The organism is Shewanella morhuae, from assembly GCF_003028295.1.
GTDB classification, from domain to species: Bacteria; Pseudomonadota; Gammaproteobacteria; order Enterobacterales; family Shewanellaceae; genus Shewanella; species Shewanella morhuae.
On record NZ_PYSG01000002.1, the window covers coordinates 3,086,113 to 3,111,952 of the forward strand.

Annotated in this window: 20 protein-coding genes; 11 read left to right on the top strand and 9 right to left on the bottom strand. The window is 44.6% G+C overall.

The window, feature by feature from the left end; translation table 11 throughout:
• Positions 1-195: 195 nt before the first annotated feature.
• From C9I43_RS13985 to ampD, 7 genes are all read right to left on the bottom strand, one after another.
• Positions 196-4,641, bottom strand: a complete 4,446-nt coding sequence (locus C9I43_RS13985) for an EAL domain-containing protein (protein ID WP_107883833.1) — start codon at positions 4,639-4,641, stop codon at positions 196-198.
• 140 nt (positions 4,642-4,781) lie between these two features.
• Entirely contained in the window at positions 4,782-6,209 is a 1,428-nt protein-coding gene (gene lpdA / locus C9I43_RS13990; RefSeq protein WP_076498752.1) for a dihydrolipoyl dehydrogenase, read from the bottom strand.
• Positions 6,210-6,356: 147 nt separating this feature from the next.
• Positions 6,357-8,333, bottom strand: coding sequence for a dihydrolipoyllysine-residue acetyltransferase (gene aceF / locus C9I43_RS13995; protein ID WP_107883836.1), 1,977 nt, complete (start codon positions 8,331-8,333; stop codon positions 6,357-6,359).
• A gap of 12 nt (positions 8,334-8,345) precedes the next feature.
• On the bottom strand, positions 8,346-11,012 hold the full coding sequence (aceE, locus tag C9I43_RS14000; RefSeq protein ID WP_076498758.1) for a pyruvate dehydrogenase (acetyl-transferring), homodimeric type: 2,667 nt from the start codon (positions 11,010-11,012) through the stop codon (positions 8,346-8,348).
• A gap of 82 nt (positions 11,013-11,094) precedes the next feature.
• Entirely contained in the window at positions 11,095-11,847 is a 753-nt protein-coding gene (pdhR, locus tag C9I43_RS14005) for a pyruvate dehydrogenase complex transcriptional repressor PdhR (protein ID WP_076498761.1), read from the bottom strand.
• A gap of 325 nt (positions 11,848-12,172) precedes the next feature.
• On the bottom strand, positions 12,173-13,024 hold the full coding sequence (gene ampE, locus C9I43_RS14010) for a beta-lactamase regulator AmpE (RefSeq protein ID WP_107883838.1): 852 nt from the start codon (positions 13,022-13,024) through the stop codon (positions 12,173-12,175).
• Positions 13,025-13,102: 78 nt separating this feature from the next.
• Entirely contained in the window at positions 13,103-13,666 is a 564-nt protein-coding gene (gene ampD / locus C9I43_RS14015) for a 1,6-anhydro-N-acetylmuramyl-L-alanine amidase AmpD (RefSeq protein ID WP_107883840.1), read from the bottom strand.
• 250 nt (positions 13,667-13,916) lie between these two features.
• Here ampD and nadC point away from each other — a divergent pair, with 250 nt between their 5' ends.
• From nadC to C9I43_RS14065, 10 genes are all read left to right on the top strand, one after another.
• Positions 13,917-14,798, top strand: a complete 882-nt coding sequence (gene nadC, locus C9I43_RS14020; RefSeq protein ID WP_107883842.1) for a carboxylating nicotinate-nucleotide diphosphorylase — start codon at positions 13,917-13,919, stop codon at positions 14,796-14,798.
• Positions 14,799-15,320: 522 nt separating this feature from the next.
• The gene (locus C9I43_RS14025) at positions 15,321-15,737 is read left to right on the top strand and encodes a pilin (RefSeq protein ID WP_107883844.1); all 417 of its coding nucleotides are present in this window, start codon (positions 15,321-15,323) and stop codon (positions 15,735-15,737) included.
• An 84-nt stretch (positions 15,738-15,821) separates the two neighbouring features.
• A complete protein-coding gene (pilB, locus tag C9I43_RS14030) occupies positions 15,822-17,534 on the top strand; it encodes a type IV-A pilus assembly ATPase PilB (protein WP_107883846.1) in 1,713 nt (570 codons plus the stop codon).
• A gap of 178 nt (positions 17,535-17,712) precedes the next feature.
• A complete protein-coding gene (locus C9I43_RS14035) occupies positions 17,713-18,981 on the top strand; it encodes a type II secretion system F family protein (protein ID WP_107883848.1) in 1,269 nt (422 codons plus the stop codon).
• A gap of 27 nt (positions 18,982-19,008) precedes the next feature.
• Positions 19,009-19,935: a prepilin peptidase gene (locus tag C9I43_RS14040; RefSeq protein WP_107883850.1), complete on the top strand. Its 927-nt coding sequence runs from the start codon at positions 19,009-19,011 to the stop codon at positions 19,933-19,935.
• 161 nt (positions 19,936-20,096) lie between these two features.
• Positions 20,097-20,714, top strand: a complete 618-nt coding sequence (coaE, locus tag C9I43_RS14045) for a dephospho-CoA kinase (RefSeq protein ID WP_107883852.1) — start codon at positions 20,097-20,099, stop codon at positions 20,712-20,714.
• On the top strand, positions 20,707-21,441 hold the full coding sequence (gene zapD, locus C9I43_RS14050) for a cell division protein ZapD (protein WP_107883854.1): 735 nt from the start codon (positions 20,707-20,709) through the stop codon (positions 21,439-21,441). The genes coaE and zapD overlap by 8 nt, the downstream gene beginning before the upstream one ends.
• A 47-nt stretch (positions 21,442-21,488) precedes the next feature.
• Positions 21,489-21,698 (top strand): DNA gyrase inhibitor YacG, encoded by a 210-nt coding sequence (gene yacG, locus C9I43_RS14055; protein ID WP_107883856.1) that lies wholly within the window; start codon positions 21,489-21,491, stop codon positions 21,696-21,698.
• A gap of 79 nt (positions 21,699-21,777) precedes the next feature.
• Positions 21,778-22,176 carry an 8-oxo-dGTP diphosphatase MutT gene (gene mutT / locus C9I43_RS14060; protein ID WP_107883858.1) on the top strand — a complete coding sequence of 133 codons (399 nt, stop codon included), beginning with the start codon at positions 21,778-21,780 and terminating at the stop codon, positions 22,174-22,176.
• Between the two features lie 205 nt (positions 22,177-22,381).
• The gene (locus C9I43_RS14065) at positions 22,382-22,918 is read left to right on the top strand and encodes a thioredoxin family protein (protein ID WP_107883860.1); all 537 of its coding nucleotides are present in this window, start codon (positions 22,382-22,384) and stop codon (positions 22,916-22,918) included.
• Between the two features lie 58 nt (positions 22,919-22,976).
• Here the strand turns inward: C9I43_RS14065 and C9I43_RS14070 are convergent, their stop codons facing one another.
• Both C9I43_RS14070 and rhlB read right to left on the bottom strand, forming a co-directional pair.
• A complete protein-coding gene (locus tag C9I43_RS14070) occupies positions 22,977-23,903 on the bottom strand; it encodes a Ppx/GppA phosphatase family protein (RefSeq protein ID WP_107883863.1) in 927 nt (308 codons plus the stop codon).
• Positions 23,904-25,220 (bottom strand): ATP-dependent RNA helicase RhlB, encoded by a 1,317-nt coding sequence (gene rhlB / locus C9I43_RS14075; protein ID WP_107883865.1) that lies wholly within the window; start codon positions 25,218-25,220, stop codon positions 23,904-23,906.
• Positions 25,221-25,374: 154 nt separating this feature from the next.
• On the opposite strand from rhlB, the gene trxA reads away from it, so the two are divergent.
• Complete coding sequence (gene trxA, locus C9I43_RS14080) at positions 25,375-25,701, top strand: thioredoxin TrxA (protein WP_076498805.1); 327 nt, start codon at positions 25,375-25,377, stop codon at positions 25,699-25,701.
• The last annotated feature ends 139 nt before the right edge of the window (positions 25,702-25,840 follow it).

Genomic DNA, 25,840 nt, shown 5'->3' on the forward strand with positions numbered 1-25,840 from the left:
TGAATGATATTAACAAACTTATCGATTTAACCGTCAATCATATTTGATCTAACCGGCGCTGGTAAGACTTTACAACCTGACTCAATCCCCTTATTGAGCATCTTCAATTCAAAGGCGGGTGATTTGTGATGAAACGCCAGTATTGCGTCACCATAGAACTCAGCCCTCTAACCTAGTCGGTTCTACTGAGATAACCTAGTGCTTAATCTGTAAATAATCTTCAAAATCTTTTTTGCACATAGGCTTAGCAAAATAATATCCTTGAATAATATAACAACCACGGCTAAAAACCTGCTCCAGCTGTTCAACGGTTTCAATCCCTTCGGCAACCACATTAAGTTTCAGATTGCGTGCCAGTTCAATGATACTGCTCACAATCGCTTGATCAGCGGCATTAGTAGCGATATCAATCAAGAAAGAACGGTCTATCTTGAGCGTATTCACTTCAAAATGGCGTAAATAAGCGAGAGAGGAATAGCCGGTTCCAAAGTCATCAATGGCAACCTCAATACCTAAAGATGTTAACTTCGTTAAGTGATTTTTAGCGACTTGCAGTTCCTTCATCAATACGCCTTCGGTAATTTCTAACCCCAAAAATGCAGCTGGCATATGTGTTTCTAATAAAACCTGTTGAACGCCTTCAATAAAATCGACTTGGCGAAAATGTATCGCTGAAATATTTACCGATAGCTTAAACGGCTCAGAGTAGGATTTAGCCCAAATTGCGCCTTGTATACAGGCTTGGCGTAGCACCCAGCGATCGATCTCAATAATCAGTCCACAGGCTTCAGCAACCTTGATAAAAATATCTGGTCGAATAAATCCTTGCTGTGGGTGGTTCCAGCGAATTAATGCTTCCATACCGACAAATTTGTCGTTACGTAAAATATCCACCTGTGGTTGATAATAAAGTTCAAACTCTTCACGCTCTATGGCTTTACGTAAATCGGCCTCTAAGCGTAAATGGTATAAAGCCTGCGCATTACGTTCAGACGAATAATATTTAAAATTACCGCGCCCCTCCTCTTTGGCGTGATACATGGCTAGGTCGGCATTTTTAATAAAGACTTCTGGCTGAACCGCGTCATCGGGCCAAATGCTGATCCCAATGCTGGTCGAAATATAAAACTCGCGGCCAAACAAGCTAAACGGAGTGACAATTTGTGCTAATAGCCGCTCTGCAACATGATTAATCTCATCAATACTGTCGGCATTGCGTAATAGAATCACAAACTCATCACCACCAAAACGGCATAACAAGTGTTCACTACTAATGCAGGCTTGTAATCGATTAGCAGCTTCGACTAACAAAGCATCCCCCATGCTATGGCCGTAGGAGTCATTAACATGCTTGAATCTGTCTAAATCTAAAAACAGCAAAGCCAGTTTTTCATCGGTTTGCTGCGCAGTTTGTATTGACTGTATTAGCTTAGTGGTAAATAAAGACCGATTTGGCAATCCCGTGAGCACATCATAATTAGCTAGGCGGCGTAAATCGGCTTCGGTACGTTTACGCTCCGTAATATCAGAAAAAACCACCACATAGTAACTGACTTTATCATTAGCGCTTTGCATCACAGAAACGTTGAGCCATATCGGACATAAGCCATTACGGCCGACCAACTCGCGTTCACCAGTCCAAGAACTGCCTTGCTCTAACAAGAGGTTTATTTCTGCCGATAAATCTGCTCTTTCTTTCAAAAAGTTTGACAGAGGTTGCCCGACTAATTCATCTGGTGTAGCCCCAATAATTTGTTGAGCGGCATAGTTGGCGACTTTAATATTTTCATCTACATCTAAAATCAATACACCTTCTGACGTGTTTTCAAAAGCTTGTGCAAGCAGCTTAACTTCATCTTCGAGCTGACGCTGCACGGTAATATCACTATAAATCCCCGCCACTCGCTCAATCTCATTGGTATGTTTATTACGAGCAATAGGACGCCCTCTTACCCGCAGCCATCCCCAAGTACCATCTCGACGATAATAACGATATTCAGCCTCAAAACGGTCAATTTCGCCGGCAAGCATATTATCCCACTCGGCAAACACTTTATCTTTATCCTGCGGATGAACCGGTAATTCATCCCGCGGAACTATAATTTCAGCTCTGTTTTCACCAAACACTGCACTACGATTATCAAGGTGAAAGAATCCGGTCTCTTTACGCCATTCCCATAGATCAGAATCGCTACCTCGAAGTGATTGCCTTAAACGGTCGTCACTGTCTATCAGCGCTTGGTTCATTTGCATAAACACGCGCGTTTGCCTTTGTCGATACCAAGCAACACTTAATAGTGCAGCCGAAAAAAATAATAACAACACCCCTTTAAAGCCCTGCGTTAACCACCAGTGCTGACCAACGTAAAATGAATATAAAAATGGTTTAGTTGACCAAATTCCGTTGACTTGGCTCAATATATCCAGCACATAATCGCCAGCAACTAGCCCTGCGAGGTTTATCTGGGATTCACCTTGTAGCAGGACATATTTTTCTTCTTCACCCTTATAACGTAGCCGATATTTAAGTTGAATTGGCGCAGCATCAAGGTAATCAAGATTGGTGATTTGTAAACTCACCATATTAGCGTCGGGCTTAATAACCATCATAGGTTGAGGCAGCAGCGATACCTCGGTAGCATTATCGTAGTATACCGAAACCGATTCAAGCATCACCCGATCGTTGTTTGTTCGGTTAGCTAACTTATCAGCATTAAGTCGCATAACCCCTTCTGGGGTACCTAAATAAAACCCCGTGTCAGCTGAGTAAAAATAAGCGCCCTCATTTATCTCGTCGGAGATAAAACCATCGAGTTGATTAAATACACTGACTTTTCCTGTTTTTGTTTCGTGTTGGATCAGTGAGTCGGCGCAGCCAATCAGATCAGCATTAACGGTTTTTTGAATAAAAAATACCGCGCTACAACTGACTCGCCACTCAGAGGTCAAATTATGTAACGGCTTACCTTGCTGATATTCAAATAGTCCATTTTCGTAGGTGCCAAACCACACAGTCCCAGAGGACATTTCTTCGATATGAGTAACCGTTGGTGATGATGCAAAAGAGTTAAATAAGCTACGCTGATTATGAAACTCATTTTGCTCATCAATATAACCAAACACCATTTTGCCACCCAGCCATAATTTACCGTCAGAGGCGCGAAAAATAGTGCGAACAGTCGGCCGCTGTGGTTCAGCCGTCGGGGTGGCTTTATCAATATTAAAAGACTGCGGTGCAGTAAGGCCTGGCTCCCAAAAATAAAGCCCCGCTGCCGTTGTTATCCAAACACGCCCCTTGAGTAATGGGTCGAGATAAGTTTTAAAGACAATTTTATTTTTAAATACATCATCACCCTTAACCCAATCCGAAAAACGCATGCCTTTAAGGGTTAACTCATCAATAACGAACAGCCCTGAAGTCGTGGATAGCAACAAAAGATCATGATTAAAACGGGTAATATGGTAGATATACTCATGGGATTCAAAGCCCTCAATAGGAATATCAATAGCTATTGCATCGTCTTTACCAATAAAAGCTAAATGTGAAGAACCCAACCAAACACCGACATCATCCTTATAAACTGACCACGTCATTGTATCGCTGAGTTTATATGGCGCGGCGGCGGTATAACTATCAAGAATAAAATCTGGCTGCGAGGCAAGTAAGGCTAAGCCATCACCAGAACCTCCCACCCACATCAAACCCGCATCATCAAATAACATGGCCTTAAGTATTTCCATATTGGCCTGCGCTTTTAACTCCTGCTGATAATTCTCCACTCTACGCGTTGTGGGTGACCACTTAACTAAGCCTGCTCGACTGACAAACCAGAGATAACCTTTTGCATCTTCAGTAATCAAACTACTCCAATCGGGTAATTCAGGTATCGCTGTAATTTGCTGGCTATCGGGCTCAAGTTGGTAAACACCTCGCCCTGTCGCAACCCAAACTCGCTGCGACGAATCGACCATTATATCGAGAATATTACCCTTCGCTTCATCCCATGGGTATCGGATATCTAATGTGCCATCAGAGTTAAGTCGCTCGAGTTGCAGTTGCCCTGCTAAGAGTATTTTACCGCTTGGCAGCAACTGTAATTTTCGCCATGGTAAATCGCGATTAACGGTTAATTGTGTGAGTAAGGTCAGTTTGGGGTTTGTAGGGATAAATTCATAAATACTGCCATTATTGGTTAACAGTAACCAAGTATGCTCATCTTTGCGGGTAGCAGAGATCAGTGCACCGCCGTTATAGTCGGCAAATAGATGGGCAGAACCAAAAGCGGTGAAGGTATTTTTAGCAATATCATACAAATAAAGCGCGGACGCGGTGCTTGCTAACAAAAGATCGTGGTCAACATTGACAACTGATGTTACAAAATCATCGGCGATACGGGATTCGTTGCCCACCTTGTCAATGCGCCGCACCTTAGAATTACTGACACGATATAAGCCTTGTTCTGTCGCCACCCACACAAAGCCATAATCATCTAAGGTTAACCCACGGATACTACTTGCCGCTAAACCGTCTTTGTCGGTAAAAACACGCTGCACAAAACTACCCGCCCAAACTGTGTCTAGGCTAGTTAACAATAAGATGAAACATGTCAGAATTATTTTAATTATTTTTTGTGTTTGCATGTGACTACTTACTTCATACCAGAGCCTAACTGTAGCAGTTCAAAAGTTGCAATTCACCAGCTTGTTTACATAACAGCTACATTTTTTACCGAAGCAATAAAAAAGCGCTCCAATGAGCGCTTTTTTAATCTATAGCTAAATTACTTTTTCTTTGCCTTTGGGTTTGGCAAATCAGTAATTGAACCTTCATACATTTCAGCCGCTAAGCCCACTGACTCATGCAGTGTTGGATGCGCGTGAATGGTTAATGCTAAATCTTCAGCATCACAACCCATTTCAATCGCTAGGCCGATTTCGCCTAACAATTCGCCACCGTTAACACCCACAATAGCACCACCGATAACACGGTGAGTGTCTTTGTCGAAAATCAGCTTAGTCATACCTTCGCTACAATCAGAAGCGATAGCACGGCCACTTGCTGCCCATGGGAAAGTTGCGGTTTCATAAGCAATACCTTGCTCTTTCGCTTCTTTCTCAGTTAAACCAACCCAAGCGACTTCTGGGTCTGTATAAGCAATCGATGGAATAACTTTTGGATCGAAGTAGTGCTTCAAGCCAGAGATCACTTCGGCAGCCACATGGCCTTCGTGCACACCTTTGTGTGCCAACATAGGTTGACCCACGATATCACCGATAGCATAAATGTGCGGTACGTTAGTACGCAGTTGCTTATCAACCTTGATAAAGCCACGCTCATCAACGTTAACACCTGCTTTTTCAGCATCTAATGACTTACCATTTGGTGAACGACCAATCGCGACTAATACGGCATCGTAACGAACCGCTTCTGCTGGTGCGCTCTTACCTTCCATCGAAACATAAATACCGTCTTCACGGGCTTCTACCGCTGTGACTTTAGTTTCAAGGATCAGGTTGAATTTCTTTTTGATTTGCTTAGTAAATACGCGAACCACGTCTTTATCAGCCGCAGGGATCACTTGGTCGAACATTTCAACCACGTCAATCTGGCTACCTAAAGAAGCGTACACAGTACCCATTTCTAGGCCGATAATACCGCCGCCCATTACTAACAATTTGCCAGGAACTTCTTTCAGTTCTAATGCGTCAGTCGAATCCCAAATACGTGGATCTTCATGGGGAATGAATGGCAGTTTAATTGGACGAGAACCCGCAGCAATAATCGCTTGCTGGAAATGAACCACTTGAGTCGTACCGTCTTCGGCGGTGACTTCTAACGTGTTAGGGCCGGTAAATTTACCAAAACCATTCACGACGTTAACTTTGCGCATTTTGGACATTCCGCCCAAACCGCTAGTTAATTGAGTGATTACTTTTTCTTTAAAGCCACGTAACTTATCTAAATCGATAGTTGGCTCACCAAAAACGATACCATGGGCAGCAACGGCTTTGGCTTCTTCGATGACTTTAGCAACATGCAATAGCGCTTTAGATGGGATACAACCCACGTTAAGGCACACGCCGCCTAAAGTGCTAAAACGTTCAACAATAATAGTTTCCAGACCTAAGTCTGCTGCACGGAAAGCCGCAGAATAACCAGCGGGACCTGCACCTAATACCACTACTTGAGTTTTGATTTCGTTACTCATGTTTTCCTCTAATTCTCATTCAATCAGTTGGAGGAGTTAGCCTACCAACCGAATATGCGCCAGCGCGTAAGGTGGGCGCATTTTAACCTGTGTTTGATACTGATCACAATAAACAAAAGGCTACTCAAGATGAGTAGCCTTATATGTTTACAGCACCAATGTGCGAATATCGGACAGAATTCCTGACAGCGTCACGCTAAAGCGTGCAGCCATTGCACCATCGATCACTCGGTGATCGTATGATAGCGACAGTGGTAGCATCAATTTAGGCTCGAAATCTTTACCATTCCACTTAGGCTTAATTTCAGACTTAGACACACCTAAAATCGCCACGTCTGGGTAATTTACGATAGGCGTAAACGCCGTACCGCCAATGCCACCTAAACTCGAAATAGTGAAACAGCTACCTTGCATATCAGCAGATTTCAGCTTGCCATCACGGGCGCGGATAGAGATATCAGCCAGTTCACGAGATAACTCGATAACACCTTTTTTATCCACATCACGCACAACAGGCACAACCAAACCGTTTGGCGTATCAACCGCCACACCGATGTGGAAATATTTCTTCATCACCAGTGATTCGCCATCGGCACTTAAGCTCGAGTTGAATACCGGGAACTGTTGCAACGTCTTCGCTACCGCTTTGAGCATAAATACTAAAGGCGTGATCTTGTAATCGGCCTTTTTCTTCGCTGCGACATCATTTTGCTGCTTACGGAACTCTTCCATTTCAGTGATATCAGCTTCATCGAACTGCGTCACATGTGGGATCGTTACCCAGTTGCGGTGTAAGTTAGGGCCAGAAATCTTCTGGATACGGCTTAATGGAACTTCTTCCACTGCACCAAACTTACTGAAATCAACTTTAGGCGCCGCAATCACTTGCAAGCCACCGTTACCTGAGCCAACAGAGGTTGCCGCATTAGCTTTAGGACGCGACAGTTCGTATTTCACATACGCCTGCACATCTTCTTTCATGATGCGACCTTTACGGCCAGAACCCGTCACTTGGGTTAAATCAACACCAAACTCACGGGCTAAACGGCGCACTGCAGGTGATGCATGTACCGCACCTGTAGATATTGGCGTACCCGCACTTGGGTGATGTGGCACCGGTGGACGGCTCATCGGCGTCGGTGCAACTTGTGCAACTGGCGCAGCAGCTTGCTGTGCTGGAGCGGCTTGTACTACTGGCGCCGCGCCTTTAGTAACAGTTTCAATCGTAGCAATTAAGCTACCTTGCGATACTTTATCGCCCACTTTAACAGTTAAAGACAGCAGTTTACCGGCAAACGGCGCTGGCACTTCCATGGTGGCTTTGTCAGTTTCAAGCGTGATAAGACCTTGGTCAACGGTGATTTCATCACCGACAGATACCAGCACTTCGATAATATCGACATCGCTAGCATCGCCAATATCAGGCACATGGATTTCTTTCACTTCAACGACGTCGCTAGCAGGCGCCGCTGCTGGCGCTGGCGTAACCGCCGCTGCAGGTGCTGCCTGAGAGGCTGTAGTTGATTGTGCTTTTGCGGGTGTGGCAGCTGGAGCTGCGCCGCCCACTTCAAGCATGATCACCAATGAACCCTGCGATACTTTATCGCCCACGGCCACTTTAACGTCTTTAACCACACCCGCGAAAGGTGAAGGTACGTCCATGGTCGCTTTATCGGTTTCAAGGGTGATCAAACCAGTATCAACGTCAATTTTGTCGCCAACGGCCACCAGCACTTCGATAACTGATACATCGGTGTCACCACCGATATCAGGCACAGTCACTTCAACAACTTTAGTTTCAGTCGCTTGCGTTGGCGTTGCGATTGGAGCCGCTTGAACCGGCGCCGCAGCTGGCGCTGCTTGAGCAGGTGCCGCTTGCGCCGCGCCCGCTGCTTGCATCATAGCAATCAAAGTACCTTCAGAGACTTTATCGCCTACAGCCACTTTCAACTCGGTTAATACACCAGCAAAAGGCGCTGGAATATCCATAGTCGCTTTATCGCTTTCAACGGTAATAATCGATTCTTCCGCCTCAAGGGTATCACCCACAGCAGCACAGATTTCGATAACCTGTACTTCATCACCGCCGATATCAGGAACAAAAACTTCTTTTAATTCAGCCATTTTTATTACCTCTTACGCGTACTGTGGATTGATCTTGTCAGCATTAATACCATATTCTTTAATGGCTTTTGCTAACACATCAACAGGCAGTTCTTTACGATCAACCAGTGATTTCAGTGCCGCGATAACGATGAACTTAGCATCAACTTCAAAGTGGTGACGTAAGTTTTCGCGGCTATCGCTGCGACCAAAACCGTCAGTACCTAACACTTTGTAATCGGTTGGCATGTAAGCACGTAATTGTTCGCCGTAAATCTTCATATAGTCAGTAGCAGTAATGGCAGGCGAATCGCTTGAAATCACTTGGCTGATATAGGCTTGTTTTGGCGTTTGCGTTGGGTGCAGCATGTTCCAGCGTTCAACCGCTTGACCATCACGGGCCAGTTCGTTAAAGCTCGTTACGCTAAATACGTCGGCAGTGATACCAAAGTCTTTCGCCAGTGCTTGCGCCGCTTTACGGGTTTGTTCCAAAATGGTGCCACAGCTCAATAACTGCACCTTGCCTTTACCTGAACCTGCAACGGTTTCTAACTTGTAGATACCTTTAACTATGCCCTCTTCCGCGCCTGCTGGCATGGCTGGTTGCTCATAGTTTTCGTTCATTGTGGTCAAGTAATAGAAGATATCTTCTTGGTTTTCACCGTACATACGACGAATACCATCTTGCACCACCACGGCGATTTCGTAACCGTAAGTTGGGTCGTAAGTAATACAGTTAGGGATAGTGTTCGCCAACACATGGCTGTGACCATCTTGATGCTGTAATCCTTCGCCGTTTAGCGTAGTACGGCCAGACGTTCCGCCCACTAAGAAACCACGAGCACGGATATCACCTGCCGCCCATGCCATGTCGCCAATACGCTGGAAACCAAACATAGAGTAGTAGATATAGAACGGGATCATCGGCACATCGTTAACCGAATAACTGGTCGCTGCCGATACCCATGATGACATTGCACCCAGCTCGTTAATGCCTTCTTGCAACACTTGACCGGTTTTATCTTCGCGGTAGTAAGCCACTTGGTCAGAATCTTGCGGTACGTATTTTTGGCCTTCGTGAGCATAAATACCCACTTGACGGAACAAACCTTCCATACCAAAAGTACGTGCTTCATCAGGAATAATTGGCACAATCTTCTTGCCAATTTTCTTATCTTTCAGCAGCGCAGTCAGCACACGGACAAATGCCATCGTCGATGAAATTTCACGGCCATTTGAGCCCTGTAAAATTGAATCGAAAATTTTCAATGATGGGATTTCTAACTCTTCAGTAAACTTTTGACGACGTTGTGGCACGCTACCATGCAGCGCTTCACGACGGCTCATCATGTATTTTACTTCTTCAGAATCAGGACCTGGGTGATAGAAAGGTAAGTCTTCTAACTGATCATCTGGAATAGGGATATTGAAACGGTCGCGGAAGTAGCGAATTGATTCAGCGCCCATTTTCTTGACGTTGTGAGCAATGTTCTTACCTTCACCCGCATCACCTAAGCCATAACCTTTAACAGTTTTAGCTAGGATAACCGTTGGGCGACCCTTCGTTTTTTGTGCATGTTCTAAAGCGGCATACACTTTAACAGGATCATGGCCACCACGGTTTAAGCGCCAAATGTCATCATCTGACATATTAACAACCATTTCAGCGGTTTCTGGGTACTTACCAAAGAAGTGTTCGCGAGTATAAGCGCCACCTTTGGCTTTACAGTTTTGGTATTCACCGTCAACGGTTTCTTCCATCAACTGTAATAATTTACCGCTGGTGTCACGGGCCAATAATGGATCCCAGTAACGGCCCCAAATAACTTTAACAACTTCCCAGCCTGCGCCGCGGAATTCGCCTTCAAGTTCTTGAATAATCTTACCGTTACCACGCACAGGACCATCAAGGCGCTGTAAGTTACAGTTAACAATAAAGACTAAGTTGTCTAATTCTTCGCGGGCAGCTAAACTAATTGCGCCTAAGGCTTCTGGTTCGTCACACTCACCATCACCTAAGAAACAGTAAACCGTTTGTGCTGAGCAATCTTTAATACCGCGGTCAGTCAGGTACTTTAAGAAACGCGCCTGATAAATCGCTTGGATTGGCCCTAAACCCATAGAAACCGTTGGGAACTGCCAATAGCTCGGCATCAGTTTAGGATGCGGGTATGAAGATAACCCTTTACCATCAACTTCTTGACGGAAGTTAGCCAGTTGCTCTTCCGTTAAACGACCTTCTAAGAATGAACGAGCATAAATACCAGGGGCAATATGGCCTTGGAAATACACTAAATCGCCACCGTCTTTTTCATTTGGTGCACGGAAAAAGTGGTTAAAGCAGACGTCATAAATGGTTGCGCTAGATGAGAAGCTCGCGATATGTCCACCGAGTTCTAAATCTTTCTTAGAACCACGCAGTACCATAGCTAACGCGTTCCAACGGATGATAGCGCGAATGCGACGTTCCATCTCTTGGTTGCCGGGCATATGCGGCTCTTGACCAGCTGGGATGGTGTTTAAATAAGCCGTCGTCGCTGTGTAAGGTAAGTGTGTACCATTACGGCGCGCTTTATCGATCAGCTTTTCAAGTAAAAAATGTGCGCGCTCAGGACCTTCTTGTTCCAATACGGCTTGCAGGGCATCAACCCATTCCTGAGTCTCTAGTGGATCTACGTCTTGTAGCATATCTTCAGACATGACACTGTCCTTCTCTATATACATGATAATGAATGGTGTTTGCGGCATATTCCGATTTAGCGAAGGGCTAAATCACAGGAACTTAAGCGCCACTTTTTAAGCGGCGCAAGCTTCGCTGCAACCGGCTATCTTCTTCCCGCACAGATAACATCACCTCTTCGATATAACTTAAATGTTCGTTCGAGGCTTCTCTGGCGGCTTCGGGATCACGACGAACGATGGCAGCGAGCAAAGCCCGTCTGTGTTCGTTAGCCTTGGTTGAAGCTTCTTCGCGGCGGCTTAAAAGCTCCAGGTTTTGCGCCACATTTTGATGCAGCACAGGGGTTAAACTAAGAACAAGATGTAACATAGCCACGTTATGCGAGCCTTCGGCAACCGCACGATAAAAATGCACAATGGCGGCAGCTTGTGTTTCGATATCGGTGGACGCTTCCACCTCGAGGATCATACGTTTGATATTTTGCATATCAGCGTCAGTACCGCGCAACGCTGCATAATACGCCATCATGCCTTCGGTAGCATGACGGAACTCCAGCAAGTCATATTGACTCTCTGTGTCAGAATTCATAAGTTCAACAATGGGATCGGCAAGGCTCTGCCAGAGTTGCTCTTTAACATAAGTGCCACCGCCTTGGCGGCGCATTAATAGCCCTTTGGCCTCAAGCTTTTGAATCGCTTCACGCAAAGAGGGCCGAGAAACTTCAAACTGAATTGACAGCTCGCGTTCTGGCGGTAACTTCTGACCAGGCTGTAAACTGCCCTCAAGGATCATTCGTTCTAATTGCGCCATGATCACATCAGAAATCTTTGGCTGACTAATTTTACTATATGCCATCACGCGCTCTGCTCCGCTGTAAATTGGTCTTACCAATTTTTTTGAGTGAGCGCACTTTATCAAATCGCTGTTTTGATGTCCAGATTGAAATTAGTTGCTACAAATCGATCTGGATCATTGAGGCTCACGCTGAAACAGCATAGCCGAAAAAAAGTTTTATGGGGTCAGACCATTTGACAGAACCGCTGCAATATTGGCGCTGATGATCACTTTAAGCTAACGCGGCAATGACTAAAAACAAATCTAAGGTTTAAACCTGAATGTAAGGCACTCAGGTTTAAACGCATCACAGCATAAAACATCAAGGTTAAACCGCAATACTGCTTTAGTTCACTAAACCTAATATCGTCAGTAACGCCAGTATTGCCACAATAAGTGTAAAGTTACGTTTACTCAGCACTAATAACGCCAAGGTTGACTGTACACATATAGGTGCAGTTGCGACTTCTGGTAACGGTTGCGCGGCTAATGCTGTTTCAGTAACCACAGTACGGGCACTGCTATTTAAGCTCAAACTATAACGGCGCCATGCGGTTAAACCTTCACTAAATTGGCCACTTAACGCATAACCAAAGGCAAAAATACGGCTGGGTAACCAATCCAGTAAAGTAATCACCTGATTAACTAAAGGCAGTTCAAGGGATTTACGCGCACTTTCCTCAGCATAAAAGCGCACAGTGCAATAAAGCATTGCACCTACTGGGCCAAAAAAAATAAAAAACAGCGCGACGGCGCCATAATAACGATAGTTAGTCCAAGCCACACTCTGGCCAACTTTAAGGCCAAGTTGGCTCTCCGACACCGCATCTAAACACTCACTGCAATCGAGCTCCGCCGCATAATGGTAGCAAGCCTGAACATCGGAGCGGCAAGCCGCCTGCATATACTTTTTAAAGATGTCACGCTGTTTTTGATGGTTAAAACAAATAGCCGCCACTAAAATCCATAAGGCTAAACTCAATAGTCCCCAAAACATCCCCGCCGCTAACCAGCTTAAAACATAGATAAGTAAAGCGGGCAACACTAACGCCAACGCCATCATCGGCTTTGTTAGTGATGCCTTATCCCCAAAAAAAGTCGCTTGGTAAGATTGCAATAATCGATCGCATTGCCACGATGCAGGCAAAAATTTAAGTCGCTCCACAAAAATAGCAACCAAGAGTGAAAATAATGCCATGGGCTGTCCCTCTATAATTTGTCCATAAATAACTTAGGTTTGTGGGAAATATTCTAAGGTTTAGCGGTTAAAAATAACCTAAGAGCGCATGGTCTCAGTATATTCTTTTAGCTTGCTTAAATACCTCTCCCACACAAAACTTTGTCCCGGATCCGTTTTACGTATTGGCGCAATATCACAATGCCCCACAATACGATCGATGGTTAATAATGGATACTCAAGCAATAGTGCCTGCGTTAGTTCGATAAGCGACTGATATTGTTTGTCAGTATAAGGCACAGTATCGGTGCCCTCTAACTCAATACCTATCGAAAAATCATTACAATTATCCCGTTCACCATAGCGCGATAAACCCGCATGCCAAGCCCTGTCATCACAACTCACATATTGCACACGCTCGCCATTACGACGAATTAAAAAGTGCGCCGAGACCTGTAACCCCTGCAGCGGTGCAAAACTCACATCGGCATTGATATCTAAACAGCCTTGAAATAATTGATCAATATAAGGTAAGCCAAAGCAACCTGCGGGCAAACTAATATTGTGGATCACCAGTAAACTCACTTCAGCCAAGGGGCGTTGATTAAAATGCGGCGAATCAAAGCGCGCTGCCCCATCACACCAACCTGAATCAAACTGCATATCTGCTTATCCTCTGCATCGCACTATTAAACAGGGTTACTCTACCAGCATTCATCCGCGCAAAGAACAAACACGCGATATACAGAGCAATGAAAACACAGCAAAAAAAGTACACTTATCAATACCACTCCCTCAGCATAAGCGTCGCCGCCACAATTTAAGTACAAACCGGCAATGTGTTCCGCGAGGCCCTAGGGCGTGGTAATCTTAAGACAAAATATACATAGGCAGTCATGTAAGGATCCCACCCATGTTAGAAAATGATATTCGTCACGCAGTCAAATCCGCCTTAAATGAAGACTTAGGCGGCACCGAAATCAACGACCAGACTAAAGCCATTGCCTATGGTGATATTACCGCGTTATTAATTCCTGCGGATAAACATGCCCAAGCCATGCTAATCACCCGTGAAGAAGGCGTTTTTTGTGGTAAAGCCTGGGCAGAGCAAGTGTTTAACCAACTAGGCGGCGAAGTCGCATTACATTGGCATGTCGATGATGGCGATTTGGTGTTACCTAACCAGCTGTTGTGCGAACTCTCAGGCCCTGCGCGCATTATTCTCACCGGCGAGCGCACCGCAATGAACTTTATCCAAACCTTATCTGGCGTGGCCACCTTAACCAAACATTATGTTGATAAGTTGGCTGGCACTCACACACGGTTATTAGATACGCGCAAAACCATTCCGGGCCTGCGCACCGCGCAAAAATATGCCGTCACCTGCGGCGGCGGTAAAAACCACAGAATGGGTTTATATGATGCTTTTTTAATTAAAGAAAACCACATCATGGCCTGTGGCAGTATTCGCCAAGCGGTAGACACCGCCCGCAGCTTATACCCCAATAAGCCAGTTGAGGTAGAGGTCGAATCACTCAACGAACTCGACTTAGCACTCAGTGCAGGCACTGACATCATCATGTTAGATAACTTTGACGTGACTATGATGCTCGAGGCAGTTGACATGAATAATCAATACAAAGCCAAAGGCCACGGCGCTAAGCTTGAAGTCTCTGGTAATGTCACCTTAGATACCTTAGCCGAATTTGCCAAAACCGGAGTGGATTACATCTCCGTTGGCGCGCTCACTAAGCATGTCCGCGCCTTAGACCTATCAATGAGGTTAAAAGCCTAAACTCTATCAATGAGATTAAAAGCCTAAATTTTCCGATAAACGGATTTATTCAAGCAAAACAACCATAGTTAAGATTTTGTTATAAATTAATAGTTAAACATCGAGCGCTTTTACGTAAAAGCGATGCAAAAGCATAATTTATTTACGCTTTATGCTTAAAAGTTGTTTCATTTAATGTAACTTTGTACTAACTTTCACAAAGGTGGACAGACCATTAGGTCAACTCCATCTGATGTCAGCACAGGAATGTCATTTCAATAGCCAATACGTATACGTTATGACGCAGCGGCCATTCCAGAACAGCGGTGCACTGTTAAATGTTGCAAGGATTAAAATAAGTTATACAAATGGATTTGTTAACATAAACAGTAACAAAGTTTGACAAGGTTAAGTCTTTATGGTGTAACACAATAGTTGTGTTTAATGCCGTATTCAACAAAGGGTTACTAGCAAGTGCGTATCATATGGTCAGCATATGAACCACAACCAATAGTGACTACACATTAGTGAGTGGAGAGAAAAATGAAAGCCATGAATTTACGTAAAAAAGCCCAGGGTTTTACCCTAATTGAATTAATGATCGTTGTCGCCATTATCGGTATTTTGGCAGCTGTCGCGTTACCAGCCTATCGTGAATATGTTGCAACATCTCATGGTGGCGCAGCAATGAAAGGGGTTGCTGGATATACGACTAAAGCGCAAGCATGCATACAGACAGGAATAGGCTGTGCAAGTCTAAATACTGAAATAGGGGCAAATACAAAAATAACCGCAACTCCAGCTGTTGCAGAGGCAGCACTAACATCATTAAAATATGACGATGGTACTTGTATTGTAACTGCAAGTATTTCAGCTGATGGCGGCTTGTCTTATGCATCTTCAGCTAATGCTACTGGCAAAGCAACTGCAGACCAATGCCAAAAAGGTGCAGGTTTATAGTCATATAGTTAGTTTTTTAATAAGTAATTGAGGCTGCAATTCAGCCTCAATTACTTTAATGCACACATAGGGAATTTAAGATAAATGCCTAATTCAGGCCTACATTTAGGTTTATCCACCCTATTTATTCGTAAGGGCCTGCTAAATGAAGATCAGATGGCTAATGCCATCACTAAATCTCGCCAAAACAAACATGCGCTGGTGAGTACCTTAGTCCAAAGCAAGCTTATATCCGCCCGTGCGATTGCTGAGCTGTGTTATGAAGAATATGGCACGCCGCTACTGGATTTGAATGAATTTGATTTAGGCTCCATCCCCGAAGATTTCCTCAATAAAAAACTAATCGAAAAACACCGCTGCCTGCCGTTATTTAAACGCGGTAATCGCCTTTATATTGGTACCTCTGACCCCACCAATATCGCAGCCCTTGAGGACTTTCAATTTAGTGCCGGCCTGCACGCCGAAGCGATTCTAGTAGAAGAAGATAAGCTGGCGAAAGCGTTAGAGAAAATCCTCGAAGAAGATATCAGCGGCCTTGATTTAGGCGGTATGGATGAAGCAGCGCTTGCTGCTATAGAAATTACCGATACTAACAATCGTAGCGATGAGTCCGCTGGTGAAGCCAGTGATGACGCGCCGATTGTGATTTATATTAATAAAATTTTAACCGATGCGATTCGCAAAGGCGCGTCGGATTTACACTTTGAACCCTATGAAAAGCGTTACCGTATTCGTTTTCGTATTGACGGCATATTGCATGAAGTATCAGAGCCGCCCATTAGCTTAGCGGGACGTTTATCTGCCCGTTTAAAGGTGATGTCAAAGCTTGATATTGCCGAGCGCCGCGTGCCGCAAGATGGCCGCATTAAAATGAAACTATCACGCACTAAGTCTATCGACTTTCGGGTCAGCACTTTGCCAACCCTGTGGGGCGAAAAAATTGTAATGCGGATTTTAGACTCATCCTCCGCGCAATTGGGTATCGAAAAACTTGGCTACGAGCCCGACCAAGAAAAACTCTACCTTGAAATGCTGGCCAAACCCCAAGGGATGATTTTAGTCACAGGCCCAACCGGTTCTGGTAAAACGGTATCGCTCTATACTGGGTTAAATATTCTCAATACCGAAGAGCGCAATATTTCGACCGCCGAAGATCCGGTTGAAATTAACCTTGAAGGCGTTAACCAAGTTCACATTAATTTAAAAGCAGGGCTAACCTTTGCCTCGGCGCTGCGATCATTTTTACGCCAAGACCCTGATGTAGTGATGGTCGGTGAAATTCGCGACCTAGAAACCGCCGAAATTGCCATTAAGGCCGCGCAAACTGGCCACTTAGTATTATCCACTTTGCACACTAACTCGGCGGCTGAAACCTTAACCCGTTTAATCAACATGGGCGTACCCGGTTATAATATCGCCAGTTCAGTGAATTTGATTATTGCCCAGCGCCTTGCCCGCCGCCTCTGCCCCGAATGCAAACAAGCTGAAGTTGTCCCAGAGCATGAATTACAACGTTTAGGCTTTAGCCAAGCGCTGATTACCCAAGGCTTTACCACCTTTAAACCTGTGGGCTGTGAACATTGCTCTGGCGGCTATAAAGGCCGAGTCGGTATTTACGAAGTGATGAAAATGTCCGATGAAATAGCCCGCACGATAATGGAGGGCGGTAACTCCTTACAAATTGCCACCCAAGCTAAAGCGCAAGGCATGCGGGATTTACGCCAATCAGGATTATTAAAAGTGATCCACGGCGTCACCAGTATTGCTGAGGTCAACCGCGTCACCAGTTTTGGCTAAGCCATGCTTGACCGATAGTAGCGTTAAGTTAGCGCTAGATTTTTAGTACCGCCTATGTTTCAGCTAATATTAACCACAATCGATACGTCGTCGGCCTTAACCCACATGCATCATTACTGTTATCAATGTGGTTTGCCGTTAATGGTTATTAACACATTTTATTTTATAGGGATCATTTATGGCAACGGCAACCACGGGCAGAAAGTCTCGCGCTAAAAAGTCAGATAAAAATCGCCAGCCTAAAATTTATATCTTCGAATGGAAAGGCATTAATCGCGACGGTAAAAAAATATCCGGTGAGCTCAAAGGCGCTGTTGCCGCTGAAATCCGCAGTCAGCTTAAATCACAAGGTGTTATTCCTAAAAGTGTGCGTAAGCAATCTTCGCCCTTATTTAAGTTAGGAGAAGCTAAGATATCCCCAATGGATATCGCCATGATGAGCCGCCAAGTTGCGACAATGCTCGCAGCGGGTGTACCCTTGGTGACTACTATTGAACTGCTTGGCCGTGGCCACGAAAAAGCCAAAATGCGCGAGTTATTAGGTACTATCCTTACTGAAATCCAATCGGGCATTCCGTTATCCGATGCCCTGCGCCCCCATAGGCGCTACTTTGATGAACTCTATGTTGACTTAGTTGCCGCAGGTGAACATTCAGGCTCATTAGATTTGGTTTTTGATCGGGTGGCGACCTACAAGGAAAAAACCGAAGCTCTCAAATCAAAAATTAAAAAAGCCATGTTCTATCCCGCGGCAGTAGTCATAGTGGCCATTTTAGTCACGGCATTATTACTGCTTTTTGTAGTGCCACAATTTGAAGATATTTTTAAAGGCTTTGGCGCTGAACTGCCTGCATTTACGCAACTGGTATTGCATATCTCCCGTGGCTTACAATCCTCTTGGTACATCTTTTTGGCCGCGATAGTCAGCGGGGTATTTTTATTTGTGCGTGCCCATAGAAACTCACAAATGGTGCGCGATAGAGTCGATGAATTCATTCTTAAAATCCCAGCCATAGGGCCAATTTTACATAAAGGTGCCATGGCGCGCTTTGCCCGTACCTTAGCCACTACCTTTGCCGCAGGTGTGCCCTTAATTGATGGTTTAGAGTCTGCTGCGGGTGCATCGGGTAATGCGGTTTATCGCAAAGCGATATTAAATATTCGCCAAGAAGTGATGGCGGGGATGCAAATGAACGTTGCGATGCAAACCACAGGGCTATTCCCCGACATGATGGTGCAGATGGTGATGATCGGTGAAGAGTCGGGCTCCTTAGATAATATGCTCAATAAAGTATCAACCATCTATGAAATGCAGGTTGATGATGCCGTAGATGGCTTATCAAGCCTGATTGAACCGATTATGATGGTCGTTATTGGTACTGTGGTCGGTGGCTTGATTGTGGCCATGTATCTGCCGATATTCCAAATGGGTAAAATCGTCAGTTAATCCATTTAATTAAAAATAAGAAATCGAATGTCTGAATTTATCTCTCTTTTTAGCCAATCTCTAAACCAGAACCCTTGGCTGTTTATTGCTTTAAGCTTTATTTTTGCCGCCACCATTGGCAGTTTTTTAAACGTAGTCATTCATCGCTTTCCGGTGATGATGAAGCGCGAATGGCAGCAGGAATGTAATCAATATTTGCAGGAATACCATGCCGATATCGTTACGCAAATCGGCATTGATAAACTTAATAAACCTATCGATAGTTTCCCCGATAAATATAATCTGCTGCTGCCAGGCTCGGCCTGCCCTAAATGCAAAACGGCTATTAAACCTTGGCATAACTTACCCATTTTGGGCTGGTTAATGCTCAAGGGTAAATGTGCAGCTTGTAAAGCACCAATCTCTGCCCGCTACCCCATTATTGAGTTAATCACAGGGTTATTGATAGCAACACTCGCTTGGCATTTTGGCCCAAGCTGGCAATTTGTGTTTGCTAGCATACTCACCTTTGTACTGGTAGCGCTCACGGGGATTGACCTAGATGAAATGCTACTGCCAGACCAAATGACCTTGCCCTTACTTTGGCTAGGTTTGATTATTAATTTAAATCATACTTTTGCCAGCCCAACCGATGCCATTATTGGCGCAGCGGTAGGTTATTTAAGTTTATGGTCTATTTTCTGGTTATTTAAAATAATCACAGGTAAAGAAGGTATGGGCTACGGCGACTTTAAGTTGTTGGCCGTATTCGGAGCTTGGTTAGGCTGGCAAATGCTGCCGCTGGTGATTTTACTCTCGTCCCTTGTCGGCGCTGTTGTTGGCGTGACTATGATTGTCAGTAAACGCCTCAAGCAAGGAAACCCTATCCCATTTGGCCCTTATATTGCGGCGGCGGGGTGGATAGCACTGCTCTTTGGTCAACAGATTGTTGATTGGTATTTAGGAACCCTATAGAGCGGACTTCGTCCTTATAGGGTGCTACAAAAAACGCAGCGGCTAGAAAATGCAGAACGAACTTCGCCCTTATAGATTCTCGCAGGACCAAGTTCGCCTTAGCAGCGAAGCGCTCTAGCTCCTAGTAGAGATGCGTCCTTCTTGGCTTTTAAGAGAAAGTTATGTCCAAATTTATTGTTGGTTTAACGGGTGGGATTGGTAGCGGTAAAACGACTGTCGCCAATTTATTTGCCGCACAAGGGATTACCTTAGTCGATGCCGATATCGTTGCCCGTGACGTTGTCGCCCAAGGTTCTGTCGGACTTAAAGCGATTGAGGCCCATTTTGGCGCTGAGATTTTAACCCCCGAGGGCGAGCTCGACCGCGCCAAACTGCGACAACAAATATTTAATCATCCAGACGAACGTGAATGGTTAAACCAATTACTCCACCCCATGATCCGCGCAGAAATGCTCGCTCAAGTCGAAAAAGCCACCTCAGCCTACGTAATTATGGTGGTACCCTTGCTATTTGAGAATGGGTTAGATAGGTTAGTCAATCGGACTTTAGTGGTGGATATTTCACCTGAGTTACAAGTCAAGCGTACTGTAAAACGGGACAATGTTGATGTGTCGCAAGTTAATAACATCATCAATAGTCAGTGTAGTCGTAGTGAAAAGCTCGCTAAAGCCGATGATGTTATTGATAATCAGGGAGAGATATCCAGCTTAAAACGACAGGTGCTCGCCTTGCATCAGCATTATTTACAATTATCGGGTAATGATAACGCCTATGACTGAATTAGTTTACGAACAGCCCTTAAACGAGAAAATTCGTAGCTACTTACGGCTTGAATATCTCGATAAGCAGCTGCAAAGTAACCTAAGCCACGACCACCAACATCGCTGTTTTTATCCGCTGTTTTCCTTGTGTGAATTATCTGAACGCTGTGATTACCGCAATGAAATATTAAAAGACATTGAGCGGCACTTGCTGCAACTCAATAAATGGCAAGAGTTAGACAGCGCCGACCACCAGCAAATTAATATTTATATCAACGCCCTCACCCAAGCTCGCGAACATCTACAAAAACCTGAACGCTTTGGCAGCCAATTAAAACAAGACCGCTTTATCTCCGCACTACGACAACGTTTTGGCATGCCAGGCGCTTGCTGTAACTTCGACCTACCGCAATTACATTTTTGGCTCTCCAAACCATGGGAAGAAAAACAGCAGGATTATCGCGCTTGGATAGCACATTTTGAGCCTTTACTCACACCCATAGCACTACTACTGCAATTAACTCGTAGCACCGCCCATTATGACAATGCCATTGCCCATGCAGGCTTTTATCAAGGCGACAGCGCCCAAGCGCTCGCCTTAGTGCGGGTTAAAGTCGATGCTGCCCACGGTTGCTACCCTACGATTAGCGGCCATAAAAACCGTTTTGCCATCCATTTTGTGCAGTTTGAACATCAACGCCACTCTGACCGTTCGATTGATTTCCTACTGGCTACCTGCGCATGAAGCCTTTACACTAACGGCCTGAAAAGCCGTAAACCAAGAGAGCCATTATGCCATTAACTGTTAACTGCCCGATTTGTAAAACTGCCGTTGAATGGGCACCACAATCGGCCTTTAAACCCTTTTGTAGCGAACGCTGTAAGCTCATTGATCTCGGCGATTGGGCATCAGAAAAGCATGTTATTCCGGTTAAAGCAGAATTTGATCCCGAGGCATTTGATGAGTTCGATCTCGATGAAGGCGACTTTTTCAAAGAATAATTTGTAGCATGATGCAGCGACACTCAGCTTAAATCCTCACTGTGATGACTTTTCCACCCCTAATCAATAGACAAACATTATGACTAAGCGCATCCATGTGGCCGTAGGTATTATTACTAATTCGGCCGGTGAAATACTGTTAGCAAAACGACCAGAGCATTTACATCAAGGTGGCAAATGGGAGTTCCCGGGCGGAAAAGTTGAAGCGGGAGAAACCGTTACGCAGGCACTAACACGTGAATTAAAAGAAGAAGTGGCTCTGGACGTCACCGATAGCCGCCCCTTTATGGCGCTGAGCTTTGATTATCCCGATAAACAAGTGCTACTTGATATCCATTTGGTTACCGAGTTTAACGGCACAGCCCAAGGGCTAGAAGGTCAACTCATTGCTTGGGTGACTAAAGCCGATTTAATAAAATACGACTTCCCCGATGCTAATAAGCCGATTCTGGAAAAGCTTCTCGCACCTAATCTGTAGAGTAATCAGCACTGCAGAAGTAAACTCAAGTGCGCGACCAAATAGCCACTGTGCCCTCTATAGAGCTACGTGACTAAGCCAGTGGGTGAGTTTATATAAGTAATGCGTGATCTTGCTTGCAGCAAATTAATAATCCGCTTTTATCACATAGAGAATAATGTTTGAATCAAATCTCATTCTTTCTCTTCGATTTTAAGGGCGCATCATGCACAATAACATTAAGGCATTTATAGCCACTACCGCCTTGTTTTTTAGTTGTCAGGTACTTGCCAACGGTGGCTGTGGATTTGAAGAACAACAACAGGGTTTAATTGCCACCTGCAGTGAGGAGAAACAAGAAGTGATATTAACTGGCGTAGTAGAAGCACAACATTTAGTCACAGATCTTAATGAGTTTGCCGACGGCTATAAAAGCTATCAAGTCGATACTGCAGCCATTGCCCCGCTAAAAACCGTTACCGAACCGACTGAAATTATTGTGATTATCGGTACTTGGTGCCCAGATTGTCACCGTGAAACACCGCGCTTTATCCGTATCATGGAAGAAGTCGCTAATCACAATATTAAAGTGACTTATATTGGTGTCGATCGCAGCAAAAAAGATCCACAAGGTTTGGCGGCTAAATACGAATTTACTCGTATCCCGACCTTTATTGTGCTGCAGCAAGGCAAAGAAATTGGCCGTATTGTAGAGCGCCCAACCATTTCCTTAGAAAAAGATTTAACCGAAATTGTAAAGTAATCAACTCAGCAAAAACAACAAAGGCCGCTATGCGGCCTTTAATATTTTATCCATCAGGCTAGTTAGCCTCGTCAATAATCCGCTGGGCTAACATTACTAATACCCCTTCACGCAATGCCCCGCCCGATAAAGCTAACTGTTCAATACCCAATAACTCAAACAAAGCCAATAAGATAGCGACACCTGCGGTAAAAGTTGGTGCCCGTTCACTGCAAAGCCCTAAAATACCTGTTAGGCCAATATCATCTTGGATAAGAATTTCAGCCTTTAGCTGATGTAACACATCAAGGGTTATCGTTTCAGACAAACCACGGTGAAGTAGCACTTCGACCACAGATTGCACCGCACCAGAAGCCCCCACAACACAGTGCCAACCGAGGTCACGTAAAGTATGCCTATGCTCAGCTAGCGTTGTTAACACCTGCTGTTTAGCATCATCAAAATCAAGCTGTTGCAACGGCATACTACTGAAAAACTGGCGGTTATAAGTTACGCTACCAAAAGGTAAACTGGTTTTGAACAATACTTGCTGCCCATCACCAATAATAAACTCAGTGCTTGCGCCGCCAATATCAATCACTAAACGTCGGCCATGACCGCGAGTTGTGGCCACCATACCTTGATAGATAAGCTCAGCTTCACGCATACCAGAGATAATTTCGATCGGATGGCCAAGCAGTGGTAATGCACGTCGATTAAACTCATCGGCATTACTAACATTACGTAGAGTCGCGGTTGCAATCACAGCGACATGATTTGCCTCTATCTTATGTTGCACTAACATCTGGGCAAACATGCTCAAACAGTCGAGACCGCGTTGCATCACGTCATGGCTTAATATGCCATCATCGCCAATGCCTTCGGCAAGCCTCACTTTTCGTTTATATTTCGCAATAATATGTGGCTGATCACCACGGGTTCTGGCGATCAGCATATTAAAACTATTTGAGCCTAATGTTATGGCTGCATAAGCGGGTGTTGGCATTTACGAATGTCTACGAGTCCTGTCATGACGAGGAGGACGCGTCCCGCTCCGTGGCGCACCAGGACGACCTGTTCCTGAACGATCACGCAAATTACGAGTGCCGCTAGGATGCTTACGGTGGATTTTTGCAGGAGTGGGTATATCGGCCAGCAAAGCGTCAGCGTCGTAATTGCTCACTGGAATCGAATGATTAATATAGCTTTCGATAGCTGGCAAGTTCAACGCATATTCTTCACAGGCAAAACTTATCGACATGCCTTTATTGCCCGCACGACCAGTACGACCAATACGGTGTACATAATCTTCGCAATCATCAGGTAAATCATAGTTATACACATGTGATACGTCAGAGATATGTAAACCACGCGCAGCAACATCGGTCGCCACTAATATGTCTAACTGACCACTGGTAAATTGCTCAAGAATACGGATACGTTTCTTTTGTGGTACATCACCGGTCAATAACCCCACGCGATGACCATCACCTTCAAGCCATGACCAAAGCGTTTCACAGCTGTGCTTAGTGTTGGAGAAAACAATGGCTTTTTCTGGCCAATCTTCTTCAATTAAGGTCAACAGTAAACGCATTTTGTGTTCTTGCGAAGGATAGAAGATTTCTTCTTTAATATTTTTAGAGGTTTTTTCTTCAGGCTCGATTTCAACTTTAACCGGCTCGTTCATATGATCATAAGCCAGCTCTTGCACTTTCATCGACAAGGTTGCTGAAAATAGCATATTCAGACGTTGATTAGCCTCTGGCATACGTCTAAACAAGAAACGGATATCTTTGATAAAACCCAGATCGAACATACGATCAGCTTCATCTAATACCACGGCCTGAATTGAATTTAAGCCAATAATGCCTTGGCGAACGTAATCAATAATACGGCCAGTGGTGCCAATCAAGATATCAACACCTTGATCCAACACTTTACGCTGCACGTCGTAACTTTCACCGCCGTAAACAATACCCACCTTTAAGTGTGTGTGTTTAGCGAGTAAAATAGCGTCTTTAGCAATTTGAATCGCTAATTCGCGAGTCGGGGCCATTATGATGGCGCGAGGCTGATTTATCAGTCGACCTTCAGGAATGGGTATAGATAGCAAGTGGTTAAACGTGGCGACCAAAAAGGCCATTGTCTTGCCTGTGCCCGTTTGTGCTTGACCAGCGATATCTTTCGATTGAAGTAATACAGGTAATGATAACGCCTGAATCGGCGTACAAAATTCGAAGCCGTTCTCGGCAAGAGCCTGTTTAACCTCAGGATGTAGAGGTAGGTCGGCAAACCTTTGGGTAGATAGATGTGTTTCGCTCATAGCGCAAGCTTACCTGTTGAGGTTGCAATAAGATACTCGATCGTTTGAAATAGCCACATTGTAAAAAAAGGTAACTTGAAAAGCTATTTTTCAACCCCAATATACATGGTAAGCCATTAACAAACCAGCAATGGCAGCCAAACTGGAGAACATCATGAGCGATAAAATTATATACCTGAGTGACGACAGCTTCGAAAGCGACGTATTAAAGTCTGATTTGCCAGTATTGGTAGACTTCTGGGCCGAGTGGTGTGGTCCTTGTAAAATGATCGCTCCAATTTTAGACGATGTGTCTGAAGAATATGCAGGTCGCCTGACTATCGCTAAATTGAACGTTGACCAAAACAATGTTTCTCCTGCGAAATATGGCGTCCGTGGCATTCCAACATTACTGCTATTCAAGAACGGTGAACTAGCGGCGACTAAAGTTGGCGCGCTATCAAAAACACAATTGAAAGAGTTTATTGACGCGCAAATCTAATTTAATCGCGTAATGAGTGACCTCCGGCACAGGCAATAAATTAATTGTGTCGGAATCTCCCTAAATTTCTGGACGCCCCGCTTTGTTAGTGCTACTTTAATAACCAGATTCTTTCTAATAACCTCTTTCTCGCTCGTCA

Coding starts and splice junctions, on each gene's coding strand:
- C9I43_RS13985 (WP_107883833.1), bottom strand. CDS start 4,641: ATGCAAACACAAAAAATAATTAAAATAATTCTGACATGTTTCATCTTA.
- lpdA (WP_076498752.1), bottom strand. CDS start 6,209: ATGAGTAACGAAATCAAAACTCAAGTAGTGGTATTAGGTGCAGGTCCC.
- aceF (WP_107883836.1), bottom strand. CDS start 8,333: ATGGCTGAATTAAAAGAAGTTTTTGTTCCTGATATCGGCGGTGATGAA.
- aceE (WP_076498758.1), bottom strand. CDS start 11,012: ATGTCTGAAGATATGCTACAAGACGTAGATCCACTAGAGACTCAGGAA.
- pdhR (WP_076498761.1), bottom strand. CDS start 11,847: ATGGCATATAGTAAAATTAGTCAGCCAAAGATTTCTGATGTGATCATG.
- ampE (WP_107883838.1), bottom strand. CDS start 13,024: ATGGCATTATTTTCACTCTTGGTTGCTATTTTTGTGGAGCGACTTAAA.
- ampD (WP_107883840.1), bottom strand. CDS start 13,666: ATGCAGTTTGATTCAGGTTGGTGTGATGGGGCAGCGCGCTTTGATTCG.
- nadC (WP_107883842.1), top strand. CDS start 13,917: ATGTTAGAAAATGATATTCGTCACGCAGTCAAATCCGCCTTAAATGAA.
- C9I43_RS14025 (WP_107883844.1), top strand. CDS start 15,321: ATGAAAGCCATGAATTTACGTAAAAAAGCCCAGGGTTTTACCCTAATT.
- pilB (WP_107883846.1), top strand. CDS start 15,822: ATGCCTAATTCAGGCCTACATTTAGGTTTATCCACCCTATTTATTCGT.
- C9I43_RS14035 (WP_107883848.1), top strand. CDS start 17,713: ATGGCAACGGCAACCACGGGCAGAAAGTCTCGCGCTAAAAAGTCAGAT.
- C9I43_RS14040 (WP_107883850.1), top strand. CDS start 19,009: ATGTCTGAATTTATCTCTCTTTTTAGCCAATCTCTAAACCAGAACCCT.
- coaE (WP_107883852.1), top strand. CDS start 20,097: ATGTCCAAATTTATTGTTGGTTTAACGGGTGGGATTGGTAGCGGTAAA.
- zapD (WP_107883854.1), top strand. CDS start 20,707: ATGACTGAATTAGTTTACGAACAGCCCTTAAACGAGAAAATTCGTAGC.
- yacG (WP_107883856.1), top strand. CDS start 21,489: ATGCCATTAACTGTTAACTGCCCGATTTGTAAAACTGCCGTTGAATGG.
- mutT (WP_107883858.1), top strand. CDS start 21,778: ATGACTAAGCGCATCCATGTGGCCGTAGGTATTATTACTAATTCGGCC.
- C9I43_RS14065 (WP_107883860.1), top strand. CDS start 22,382: ATGCACAATAACATTAAGGCATTTATAGCCACTACCGCCTTGTTTTTT.
- C9I43_RS14070 (WP_107883863.1), bottom strand. CDS start 23,903: ATGCCAACACCCGCTTATGCAGCCATAACATTAGGCTCAAATAGTTTT.
- rhlB (WP_107883865.1), bottom strand. CDS start 25,220: ATGAGCGAAACACATCTATCTACCCAAAGGTTTGCCGACCTACCTCTA.
- trxA (WP_076498805.1), top strand. CDS start 25,375: ATGAGCGATAAAATTATATACCTGAGTGACGACAGCTTCGAAAGCGAC.